At 62.2% G+C, this 12,222-nt stretch carries 8 protein-coding genes; 5 read left to right on the top strand and 3 right to left on the bottom strand.

Going from position 1 to position 12,222, the window contains the following annotated elements; genetic code table 11:
* Nucleotides 1-154: 154 nt before the first annotated feature.
* Nucleotides 155-637, bottom strand: coding sequence for a single-stranded DNA-binding protein (gene ssb / locus WD767_00995; protein MEX2614648.1), 483 nt, complete (start codon nt 635-637; stop codon nt 155-157).
* Nucleotides 638-812: 175 nt separating this feature from the next.
* Here ssb and uvrA point away from each other — a divergent pair, with 175 nt between their 5' ends.
* A complete protein-coding gene (uvrA, locus tag WD767_00990) occupies nt 813-3,662 on the top strand; it encodes an excinuclease ABC subunit UvrA (protein ID MEX2614647.1) in 2,850 nt (949 codons plus the stop codon).
* Nucleotides 3,663-3,779: 117 nt separating this feature from the next.
* Here uvrA and WD767_00985 read toward each other — a convergent pair whose 3' ends face one another.
* A complete protein-coding gene (locus tag WD767_00985; GenBank protein ID MEX2614646.1) occupies nt 3,780-5,390 on the bottom strand; it encodes a putative 2OG-Fe(II) oxygenase in 1,611 nt (536 codons plus the stop codon).
* 111 nt (nt 5,391-5,501) lie between these two features.
* On the opposite strand from WD767_00985, the gene WD767_00980 reads away from it, so the two are divergent.
* From WD767_00980 to trmFO, 3 genes are all read left to right on the top strand, one after another.
* On the top strand, nt 5,502-7,223 hold the full coding sequence (locus WD767_00980) for a tetratricopeptide repeat protein (protein MEX2614645.1): 1,722 nt from the start codon (nt 5,502-5,504) through the stop codon (nt 7,221-7,223).
* Between the two features lie 330 nt (nt 7,224-7,553).
* Nucleotides 7,554-8,732: a hypothetical protein gene (locus WD767_00975; protein MEX2614644.1), complete on the top strand. Its 1,179-nt coding sequence runs from the start codon at nt 7,554-7,556 to the stop codon at nt 8,730-8,732.
* 334 nt (nt 8,733-9,066) lie between these two features.
* On the top strand, nt 9,067-10,443 hold the full coding sequence (gene trmFO / locus WD767_00970; GenBank protein MEX2614643.1) for a methylenetetrahydrofolate--tRNA-(uracil(54)-C(5))-methyltransferase (FADH(2)-oxidizing) TrmFO: 1,377 nt from the start codon (nt 9,067-9,069) through the stop codon (nt 10,441-10,443).
* Here trmFO and WD767_00965 read toward each other — a convergent pair.
* A complete protein-coding gene (locus WD767_00965) occupies nt 10,426-11,331 on the bottom strand; it encodes a phytoene/squalene synthase family protein (GenBank protein MEX2614642.1) in 906 nt (301 codons plus the stop codon). The two genes, trmFO and WD767_00965, sit on opposite strands and share 18 nt — an antisense overlap.
* Nucleotides 11,332-11,492: 161 nt before the next feature.
* On the opposite strand from WD767_00965, the gene WD767_00960 reads away from it, so the two are divergent.
* Nucleotides 11,493-12,104 carry a urate hydroxylase PuuD gene (locus tag WD767_00960; protein MEX2614641.1) on the top strand — a complete coding sequence of 204 codons (612 nt, stop codon included), beginning with the start codon at nt 11,493-11,495 and terminating at the stop codon, nt 12,102-12,104.
* Nucleotides 12,105-12,222: the final 118 nt, after the last annotated feature.

The following is a 12,222-nucleotide window of genomic DNA, read 5'->3' as shown; positions in this document are numbered from 1 at the left end:
CTCATGATTTCCCCCTCCCGCCATGTACAGCATCGCGCCGGTTCAGGCGCGAATAAGGTACCATACCGTAACACTGTAAGACGAAATCACCGCATTCCGCCATAAATCCATGGCTTCCGCCTCGTCGAGGCAACAGGAAGGGGTTTTTGCCGACCTAGAATGGAATTTCGTCATCCAGATCGTCGTGGGACCGACCGCCGCCACCGCCTCCCCCACCATAATCGCCGCCGCCCGAGGAAGCGTCATTGCCACCGCCGGCATAGGAACCGCCGCCATCGCCGCCGCCGCGACTGTCGAGCATCTGCAACTCGCCCCGGAACCGGTTGAGCACGATCTCCGTCGTATAGCGATCCTGTCCCTGCTGGTCGGTCCATTTGCGGGTCTGCAACTGTCCCTCAATATATACCTTGGACCCCTTGTGCAGGAAGCGTTCGGCCACTCCGACAAGATGCTCGTTGAAAATCGCGACGCTGTGCCATTCGGTGCGCTCCTGCATTTCGCCGGAATTGCGGTCCTTCCAGCGTTCGCTGGTGGCGATGCGGATATTGGCGACCTTCATGCCGTTCTGCGTGGTCCTGATTTCCGGGTCGCGCCCCAGATTTCCGACCAGGATGACCTTGTTGATGCTGCCTGCCATGACGAGGGTCTTTCAGTGATGAAAATTCCGTGGCGGTCAGTCTATGCGCCGCGCCGTCTTTTTCCAAGGCGTGAGACACGTTTTTGGAGTCGATAAGCGGCGCGGCGGCTCCTATATTCGAAACAAGCCGGCGTCGCAATTTGCGGCGGTCGAAAACCCCAATCATGATTGAGCCATGCTGACACATATCCGCGTGCGCGGCGCGCGTGAACATAACCTGAAGAATGTCGACGTGGACCTGCCACGCGACCGGTTGATCGTGATCACGGGGTTATCCGGGTCGGGCAAATCGTCGCTGGCTTTCGATACGATCTATGCGGACGGTCAACGCCGCTACGTCGAAAGCCTCAGCGCCTATGCCCGCCAGTTCCTCGAACTGATGCAGAAACCGGATGTCGACCTGATCGAGGGGCTGTCGCCGGCCATTTCCATCGAACAGAAAACGACCAGCCGAAACCCGCGCTCGACCGTCGGGACCGTCACGGAAGTATACGATTACATGCGGCTGCTGTATGCGCGGATCGGCATCCCCTATTCCCCGGCAACGGGACTGCCGATCGAAAGCCAGCAGGTCAGCCAGATGGTCGATATCATCATGGCCATGGAAGAAGGCACCCGTTTGTTCCTGCTGGCGCCCATCGTGCGCGGCCGCAAGGGCGAATACCGCAAGGAACTGGCGGCATTGCAGAAACGCGGTTATCAGCGGGCCAAGATCGACGGCGAAATGCACCTGATCGAGGATGCGCCGAAGCTCGACAAGAATTTCAAGCATGACATCGATATCGTCATCGACCGCGTCGTCGTCCGCCCCGGCATCGAATCGCGGCTGGCCGATTCGCTGGAAACGGCGCTCGCGCTCGCCGACGGGCTGGTATTCGCCGAGAACGCGGAAACCGGCGACCGCAGGACGTTTTCGGCGCGCTTCGCCTGCCCGGTATCGGGCTTCACGATCGACGAGATCGAACCGCGGCTGTTTTCCTTCAACAACCCGTTCGGCGCCTGCCCCGCCTGCGACGGTCTGGGCACCACGATGCATGTGGATGCCGACCTCGTCGTGCCGGATCCGGGCAAGCCGCTGGCCATAGCCATCGCGCCCTGGACCGGCTCGACCTCGCCCTATTACCGGCAGACGCTGCAAAGCCTGGCGGCGCATTACAAGGTCGATATGGGCACCCCGTTCGCCGACCTGCCCAAAGCGGTGAAGAACGCCATCCTGAACGGCACCGGCAATACCGCCGTCACCATGACCTTCGACGACGGGGTCAGGACCTATAGTACGAAGAAACCCTTCGAGGGCGTCCTGCCGAACATGACCCGGCGCTGGCATGAAACGGACAGCGCCTGGCTGCGCGATGAGCTGGGCAAGTATCACAGCGTCAGCGACTGCGAGGCCTGCGGCGGCGCGCGGCTGAAACCGGAAGCGCTGGCGGTGAAAATCGACGGCGCGCATATCAGCGCCATCGCGGATAAGTCCATCCTCGAGGCGCGGGACTGGTTTGCGGCGCTCGGCGCAAAGCTGACCGACAAGCAGCTTGAGATCGGCACGCGCATCCTGAAGGAAATCAACGAGCGGCTGGGATTTCTGGTCGATGTCGGGCTGAATTACCTGACGCTCAGCCGGTCCTCGGCAACCCTGTCCGGCGGCGAAAGCCAGCGCATCCGCCTCGCCTCGCAGATCGGGTCCGGCCTGACCGGGGTGCTGTATGTTCTCGACGAGCCGTCCATCGGACTGCACCAGCGCGATAATGAGCGTCTGCTGGAGACGCTGAAGCGCCTGCGCGACCTCGGCAATACGGTGATCGTCGTCGAACATGACGAGGACGCCATCCGGTCGGCGGACTACCTGGTCGATATGGGGCCCGGCGCCGGGGTGCATGGCGGCCATGTCGTCGCCGCCGGCCTGCCGGAAGAGGTGCTGCGCTGTCCCGAAAGCCTGACCGGCCAGTACCTGACCGGCGCGCGGCGGATCGAGATTCCGGCGCGGCGGCGCAAGGCGAAGAAAGGAAGGTCCCTGCGGGTCGAGCGGGCCTCGGCGAACAACCTGCTGGATGTCGATGCGGAAATCCCGCTCGGCGTCTTTACCTGCGTGACGGGCGTTTCCGGCAGCGGCAAGTCGACCCTGATCATCGACACCCTGTACAAGGCCCTGGCCCGCCAGTTGAACGGCGCCCGGCAGGGCGGCGCCGCCCATGACTCCATCACGGGCGTGGAGCACCTGGACAAGGTCATCGACATCGACCAGTCGCCGATCGGCCGCACGCCGCGCTCCAATCCCGCGACCTATACCGGCGCCTTCACGCCAATCCGGGACTGGTTCGCCAACCTGCCCGAGGCCCGCGCCCGGGGTTACGCGGCGGGCCGGTTCTCCTTCAACGTCAAGGGCGGCCGCTGCGAATCCTGCCAGGGCGACGGCGTCATCAAGATCGAGATGCATTTCCTGCCGGATATCTATGTCCAGTGCGATGCCTGCAAGGGACAGCGCTACAACCGGGAAACGCTGGAAGTGACCTTCCGGGAACATTCCATCGCGGATGTCCTGTCGATGACGGTCGACGAAGCGGCGGAAACCTTCAAGGCCGTGCCGTCGATTCGCGACAAGATGGCCATGCTGCAGCGGGTCGGGCTCGGCTATATCAAGGTGGGGCAGCAGGCCACAACCCTGTCCGGCGGCGAGGCGCAGCGGGTGAAACTGGCCAAGGAGCTTTCCCGACGGGCCACCGGCCGTACTTTATATATCCTGGACGAGCCGACCACCGGGCTGCATTTCGAGGATGTCCGCAAACTGCTCGAAGTGCTGCAGGCGCTGGTCGACCAGGGCAACACCGTCGTCGTCATCGAACATAACCTGGAAGTCATCAAGACCGCCGACCATGTCATCGACCTGGGCCCGGAAGGCGGCGGCGGCGGCGGCCGGATCGTAGCGGCCGGCACGCCGGAAGAGGTCGCCCGGGTTCCCGAAAGCTATACAGGCCGCTATCTGGCCCCGTATTTCGAGGCCGGCCGGTTGACCCGCAAAAGCGCGTAGCTTCGCCGCGCGGATCCCCTGCATGCCGTTTTCCGCACCGTTCCCCGCCGACGCCGCCATCGAACAGGATCACCCTCGCACCTTCGACGGCATGTACAATTTCTGGTGCCGCAAAATTCAAGCGCCCGGCGTACAGAAATCGAAAGCGATGCTGATGCGGTGATCGTCGCCGTCCAGCGGCAGGGTCCGGTGGTACAGATAGGCGGGAAACATCACCATCCGCCCCCGCTTCGGCTGGAACATGCGGGTCGCCAGGGTTTCCGGCTGGAAGAAATCGGAATGCGGCCGCCCGAATTCGATCCATCCGGACCGGTCGTTTCCGTCCCGGATCGATGGCGGCACTTTCGCATAGACGACGCCGCTGATCCGCGAACTGGGATGGATATGCGCTTCCTGATGGCCGCCCCGCCGCATCACGACCGCCCACATGCGGAACAGGTTCCCCTCCAGGGACAGGTTGTCGAAGAACGGATTGCCCGCATCAGCCCGCCGCGCCGCATAGTCGCGGACATTGTCTTCTATCGCGGCGATCAGGTCCCGCAGGGCCGGCGCCACCGGTTCCTCCGCCAGGTTGTCGCTGTGGAAACCCTCGCGCGTGGCATGTTCCGGCGGCGATTCCCGCAGGCTGGGATGCGCATAGACCGCGGCGCAGACGGCGTCCCAGAAGGACTCCCCGTCCGCATAGCCGTCCGGCACGGCGATTTCAGCCGCCTGGATATCGGCGTCGTAACGGACCTCGTTCAGGGCCGTATCCCTGCCGCCCGACGCCGCATCCAGGATCGTGTCGCAGGAATAAACATCGGCGGAGGCCGGGAATTTTACCCGGTACATCGCCTGGTATTCTCGGGCCAGCGCCTCCGCGCCGTTTTTCAGACAGGCATTGATCAGTTCGGGGCAGATCCCGGTCCGGTCGGGCCAGGCGCTCGCCATCGCCGCGAAAACCGTTTCGGCCGCCGCCGCGTTACCCGATTTCAGCAGCGCCTTTCCCCAGGAAAGATTGGCGTCAAAATCATCGGGGCGGGATTCGATATAGGATTCGTACAGTTCCGCCGCGCCGGCATGGTCCCCCGAATTCGCCAGCGAGGCCGCGAAATTCGACAGGACGTCCTTGCGCTGGGGAAAGCGTTGCAGGATTTCCCGGTAGGCGGCCTGCGCGCGCGCCCCTTCTCCCATCTGTCCCAGCATATTGGCCCGGTTGACCTGCGGCGCCGGGTTCCCCGGTTCCAGCGCGACGGCCGTTTCATAGGCCTGCAGGGCGTCGTCATACCTGCCCTGCTGCCGCAAGGCGTTGCCGAGGCCGAGGTACGCGCCGCCGCGCCGGGGCTGCACCCGGGTCAGTTGCCGGAAACAGGTTTCCGCTCCGGCGGGACGTTTCAGCATATCGTTCAACACGCCCGCATTGTTCAGCAGATCAGGATGGTCGGGGAATTTCTTCAGACCGGACATCACCGTTTCCAGGCACTCATCGAGCCGCCGCAGTTGCATCAGCGCATGGGCCCGCATCAGGAAGACATCGGCCGGCGCCTTGCGGTTGCCCGTCATTTTCGCCAGCACATCCGCCGCCGCGCCATTGTCGCCGCCGCCCAGCAGCGCCTGGGCATAAATAAGGCCGAGGGGGATATTCGCCGGATTTTTCGTATATACCGAACGGCCCAGCGCACAGGCGCCCGCGAAATCGCCCGCCGCGGCCAGCGCCCTTATCCGCTCGATCTGTTTTCGTACTGACATTGCCGTCCGCCACTTGAGGAATATCAATGCCACCCGATCCTTGCAGTGCAATACCTCACTGTCTAGGCTGTCGCGCGGTTTACCTGAAGGAGTGTGAAGGCAGCCATCGGGATGGCGGGGAGAATCAGCGACAAACGCCGGCGGCGCCAGCGCGATTCCTTTATCAGGAAGCTGTTGCGCCAGCCGGTCAGCCGGTCTGGCGGTGACAGCGGGCGCAGCCGCTCCGGCGCAACCGCCAGGGACCTGACGGATGCCGGCCAGCAGTTCCACGCCGGACTGTTTCGCGATACCGAGGAGTCCTGTATCCGTATCCTGACCCGGGACCGCGATATCCCCGAAGCCCTGCGCCTGCTCGCGCTGTGCTGTTTTCGGACCGGCGCGCAAGGACCGGCGGAAGACCTGCTGCGCCGGGCCATCGAAATCGCCCCCGACGATGGCGAAGCCCATGCGGAACTGGGCCTGGTTTATGGACAGCAGGGGAAGTTCGATGCGGCAATATCATGCTTTCGGGCTTCGCTCGAACGGCGGCCCGACGACCTGCCGACACTCCATAACCTCGGCTATGCCTGTGTCCAGACCGGCGCGTTCGACGATGCCGTCGGGGTTTTCAGGAAAGCCATCGCGCTGAGCCCCGACACCGGCATCCTGCACATGAACTGCGGCGGCGCGCTGCAGCAGGCCGGGCGCCTGGAAGAAGCCGAGGCCTGTTACCGGCGGGCCATCGAACTCGAACCCGATTCCGCGGATTGCCAGGTCAATCTGGGTTCGCTGCTGGGCCGAATGAACCGCCTCGATGAATCGCTGCGGGCCTTTGAACGCGCCGTCGCGCTGTCGCCCGAACATCGGAGCGCCATTCGCAGCATCGGCGACACCTGCCTGAAGACCGGCGACCATGCCGAGGCCGCCAGGGCCCTGAATCGCGTTGTGCAACTGGCGCCCGACGACCTGAAGGCGCGCTTCGACCTTACCCATGCGCTCGCCCTGTCCGGCCGGACGGCGGAAGCGGTGGCGGTCGGCGAAGCGGCGATCGCGCTGGCGCCGCCGTCGGCGGAAAACCTGATCACCCTGACCATTGCGTATCTCTGCGACCGGAACCACCGGGCGGCGCTGGAAACCTGCGACATGATTCTTGCCGGCGATCCGGGACATTGCGCCGCGCTGGCTTTCAAATCGACAGCGCTGAACGAAATGGGCTGCGCCGCGGAAGCGCAATACCTGCTGGACGCCGATTCCCTTGTCCGGTGCTTCGATCTGGCCCCGCCGGACGGATACAGGGATATCGGCGCCTTCAACCGGGCGCTTTGCGAGCATATCCGCAATCATCCTACACTTTATCATTCAAAAACCAATCGCTCGCTCAATAACGGGCAGGCCACACTGGAACTGCTGGACGGCGAGAAAGGCCCCTTCGCGGATTTCGAGGAAATGATCCTGGGGACCATTGCGCAATACCAGGCCGTGGTGGATGCCGACCCGTCGCACCCCTTCCTGCAGTCTCCCCCGCAAGACCACCATCTGGAAGTATGGGCGAATATCATGGATTCAGACGGATTCCATGACACGCATTTCCACCCGACCGGCTGGCTCAGCGGCACCTACTATCCATCGCTGCCGCCACTGGACGCGGGACAGGCGCGGGAAAATGCCGGATGCATCGAATTCGGCCGCAGCCTTTATTCCATTCCCACGACCCGCGACCCCAGGACACGGGTAATCCAGCCAAGGGAAGGCCTGGTCGTTTTATTTCCATCATATTTCGGCCATCGCACGCTTCCCTTCGACAGCCCGGAGAAACGCTACAGTATCGCATTCGATGTCGTACCCAATACTTAGAGCACAATTTTGCGGCCCTTCAGCACCCCGGCGCGCATTAACCTTTTAAAGCGGGGCAAAGCGCCATGTTGCAATAATGCAACAAGCGCCAGCTTAATACCGCCATACCTCCCGCTTTCGTTGACACCCCGCCTGCCCAAAGAATAGGTTCTCGACAGATCAACCGGTATCGGAGCTTGGATGAGCCGCTTGCCTTCTGAACATGTTCACTATTCCACACTGATCATGCTCAAAGTCAAAGCTTGCAAGCTGAGCAACATCCAATACTTCGGGTTGTTCGATTTGAGGGAAGTCAACGTTCGTTTTTAAATGATCAGTATGGAGGAAGTAATGCAATTACGTGTGAAGCTGCTCAGCAGCACAGCACTTGCCGCGGTTGCCGCCCTGGCCGCCTCGTCGGTTTCGGCGCAGGACATCGGCGCACTCGAAAAGCGCGTTCAGGCGCTCGAAAAGTCCGGCGGTGGCCAGTATGTCGCCCGCAGCAAGAAGACAATGAATCTCGTTGTCTCCGGTCATGTCAACCAGATGATGCAGTACAGGGACAATGGCCAAAGCAGCGCCGTGATCTTCTCGGGGAACGGCGAATCTGAAACGCGGTTCCGCTTCGTTGGCACCGGCAATATCTCGGACGATCTCAGCGTCAGGACGACCATCGAACTCGGTGAAAACAGTTCCAGCGATCAACTGATTGACTCCAATGATCTGACGAACGATCAGGACACATTCAGGGTTCGGCAGATGACACTTGCGTTGTCGAGCAAGTCCATGGGGACGTTCTCCCTCGGTGACGGCAGTCTCGCGACTGACGGTTATCACGGCAGGGCGGATATGTCCGGAACGACCTTGGTCCAGACGGCGGGTAACGCCATGATCGGCGCCGAACCGTTCAAGAATTCGGCAACCGGCGCCAACAGCGGCGTCACTGGCTCAATCTTCAGCAATCTTGACGCTGGCCGTACGGATCGTATCCGGTACGACTCGCCGGTGTTCGGTGGCTTCCAGTTTGTGACGTCGTTGGCCAATGAAGATAACCAGAACTACGGCCTCAACTACGGCGGCGATTTCGGCGGCGTAAAGGTCAAGGCGGCAATCGCGTATGACCGCCTCAAGGACGGCAACGGCACCAACACTCCCGCCACTCCCGACCTCGATAGCGATACGATCAATGGTTCGATCGGTGTTCTGCTTCCGATGGGTCTCAACTTCATGGTTGGCGCGGCCGATCGTGATGCCGATACGACTGACCAGGACCGGCTCTACGTCAAGGTCGGTTACATGTTCAACGCAACCGAACTTGGCCAGACCCGTCTTGCCATTGACTGGAGCCAGAACGAAACCGACAACGCCACGAACGACGAGGGCGAGCGTTGGAGCCTCGGTGTTGTCCAGGTGGTCGAACCCCTTGGCGCCGAGGTCTATGCCGCTTACCACAACTTCGCGGCTGAACGTACCGGTGTCTCCATCGACGATATCGACATCGTAACGGCTGGTATGCGCATCAGCTTCTGAGCCGTATAACAATCGACCGGAAAGAGGAAGTTCAACGTGAAACGGGTTTGTACGGTTCTGACAATGGCGGCGGCGATATCCATCGCGGCGACTGCGTGCCAGAAAATTCCGTACAAACCGTACCTTCCGGAAGCACAGCGGGGCGATCCGCGGGATCCGAAAGGGCCGGGAATTTTCACCGGACAACGCGGCGAAATGGTCATCTACGGTCGGTAAGACGATATTGAGACGAAGCCGGCTTCGGGAAACCGAAGCCGGCTTTTTCTTTTTTGTAATCTTTATATAAACCGCTAGATTCCCCGCCCCTGCAACAGGACAAATCGGACGAAACGCCCTGGAACCTGTTCACATCATCGGCGGTGGCCTCGCCGGCTCGGAAGCGGCCTGGCAACTGGCCCACGCCGGCATTCCCGTAATACTGCACGAAATGCGGCCCGTTCGCGGCACGGATGCGCATCAGACCGACGGCCTTGCCGAACTGGTCTGTTCCAACTCCTTCCGGTCCGACGATGCCGAACACAATGCCGTCGGCCTGCTGCACGAGGAAATGCGGCGTTGCCATTCGCTGATCATGGCGGCGGCCGACTTCAACCGGGTCCCGGCCGGCGGGGCGCTGGCGGTAGACCGCAACGCCTTTTCCCATACGGTGACCCGACGCCTCGAGGCCGAACCGCTTGTCACCATCGCCCGTGAAGAGATTTCAGGCCTGCCGCCGGCGTCGTGGTCGTCCGTCATCGTCGCCACCGGCCCCCTGACCGCGCCGCCGCTCAGCGAGGCGATCCGCCAGCTCACCGGCGAGGATTCCCTCGCCTTCTTCGACGCCATCGCGCCGGTCATCCACCGTGAGTCGATCGATTTCTCGAAATCCTGGTTCCAGTCCCGGTACGACAAGGGCGACGGCGCCGACTACATCAACTGCCCGCTCGACGAAGCGCAATACAAGGCGTTCATCGCCGCGCTGCGCGCCGGCGACGTTACCGAATTCCACGACTGGGAAAAGGACACGCCCTATTTCGAGGGCTGCCTGCCGATCGAGGTCATGGCGGAACGCGGCGAGGATACCCTGCGCTTCGGCCCGATGAAGCCCATCGGCCTGACCGACCCGCATACCGGCCGGCGCGCCCACGCCGTGGTGCAGTTGCGCCAGGACAATGCGCTGGGCACGCTTTACAACATGGTCGGATTCCAGACCAAGCTGAAACACGGCGCCCAGAAAGCCATCTTCCGGACCATCCCCGGCCTGGAATCGGCGGAATTCGCACGGCTTGGCGGTATCCACCGCAATACCTTCCTCAACAGCCCCCGCCTGCTGGACGGGACGCTCCGCCTGGCGCAAATGCCCCGCCTCCGCTTCGCGGGGCAGATCACCGGCGTCGAGGGATACCTGGAATCCGCCGCATGCGGCCTGCTCGCCGGCCGGTTCGCCGCCGCCGAACAGCGGGGCGACGCGCCGGTCCCGCCGCCGCCGACCACCGCGCTGGGCGCCCTGCTGGCGCATATTACCGGCGGCGCGTCGGACGATACCTTCCAGCCGATGAACGTCAATTTTGGCCTGTTTCCACCGCTGGACGTGCTGGAAAAGAACCAGCGCCGCCGCAAGGGCCGGCGGGAGCGCCGCGCCGGCTATTCCCAGCGCGCCCTCACCGATCTCGCCGCCTGGCTTGGCGTCGACCAGGCTGAAACGGGAGTCCTGTCAATACCGACCCGATAGCAGGCGCAGCAGCAGCCGCCATGCGATCATCGGCGGCGGCCCCGCCATGCGGGCATCGTATGGATTGAATCCGACTCTTTCGAGACGGCGCTGGTAAGCGGCGGCAAAGGATACGGGCAGCAACGCCGGCAGTCCGGCGCGTGTCAGACGGCCGCGCGCCGAACGCGCCGCGGCGATCCGTTGGCCGGTGTATTCCGAAATGTCGCAGACAACCCGCGACAGTTTCTCCTGCGCCGCCGCCGCCGGCAAGTCCTGCACCGCAAAGCCGTGCCGCGCGCAAGCATCCACCGGCAGGCAGTTCCAACCATTTCGCAAATGAAACGGTATGGCCCTGACAAGCCCGGTCAGCGCCCAGGCGACCCCGGCGTCCGAAGCCACTGCGGACAGATCCTCGCGCTGGCCCGTGATTTCCAGCGCCAGCAGGATTAGCGGCGTCGATGTCTCGTCCGCATAAGCCACAAGACCGTCGAGCGTCGCCGGCTGCGTACTGTCCAGGTCGGCCGCCCGGCCGTCGATGACACGATGGAACAGATCCTGCGACAATCCATGCCGTTCGACGGCCTCACCCAGCGGACGGATGACCGCGTGGGCAGGCCCCCGACCCGAATACAGCGCGTCGATCGCATCGCGCCACCACTGCAGTCGAATGGCGCCCAGCATGCTTTCCGACACTGATTCGCGAATTCGTACAATTTCAACATTGAAGGCGTAAACAGCCAGTAACGCGGCGCGGCGCGACACAGGCGCCATCATGGTGAGTAGATACCGGTCCGAATCATACTTTCGCACAAGATCCGCGCAGTATGAATCCACCTCTTCCGGCATCAATTCCTCTGGAAATTCAATGCGGTACCACAGCATCTTCCCGTCCGGCGCCGTACGCGGCATGCCCTGACAGGAATCAGGCCGCGTAACCGCCGTGTGGTAAGGCCGTTACCTATCCGTTACATGCGACTGTACAATTTGTCGCACCGTCCGCATAATAATTAGGCACAAGTTCCATATGTTGTGGCTCAACGTCATAGAAAACAATAGGGGGTGGTAGAGATATGGGCGCAATCCTTCAAGACCTGACGAAAACGATTATTGCGGGGCTGGTAATCCTGATTCTTCTGTTTGTCATGTATTACAGCTACGGCGACTTTGAAGGGACGGCTTTCTGGAGCTTTGCCTGGCGCTGGCTGCATGTCGCCAGCGGCATCATGTGGATCGGCATCCTGTGGTATTTCAACTTCGTGCAGATACCCAATATGGGCAAGATTCCGGACGAGCAGAAGCCGGCAATCAGCAAGGTGATCGCACCCGCGGCATTGTTCTGGTTCCGCTGGGCCGCCATGGTGACCATCGTAACCGGGCTCGGCGTCGCGTCGCTGAACGGTTACATCATCGAAGCCATGTCGCTCGGCTTCGCCGGCACCGAACCGACAACCGGTCACCGGATGATCGGCATCGGCATGTGGTTCGGCATCATCATGTGGTTCAACGTCTGGTTCATCATCTGGCCAAACCAGAAGGTTGCCCTGGGCATCGTCGATGGCAGCGCCGAGGAAAAAGCCGCGGCCGGCCGCAAGGCGATGCTGTTCTCGCGCACCAACACGATGCTGTCGCTGCCGATGCTCTTCGCCATGGTCGCGGCGCAGAACCTGTACCGTCTCTCCTGAGATTGCGGCGGTAGAGCGATGGAAAACGGGGCTTTCGGGCCCCGTTTTTTTTGCCGCGCACTCTAGGGCCTGTTGAGATTCAGGATTCCCCTGCGGGAGAAATTGTGATTCAAGCTCC

This window comes from Alphaproteobacteria bacterium (genome assembly GCA_040905865.1).
Classification (GTDB): Bacteria; Pseudomonadota; Alphaproteobacteria; order UBA8366.
The sequence above is the reverse complement of the archived record's forward strand: the minus strand, read 5'-3'. Positions and strand labels throughout refer to the sequence as shown.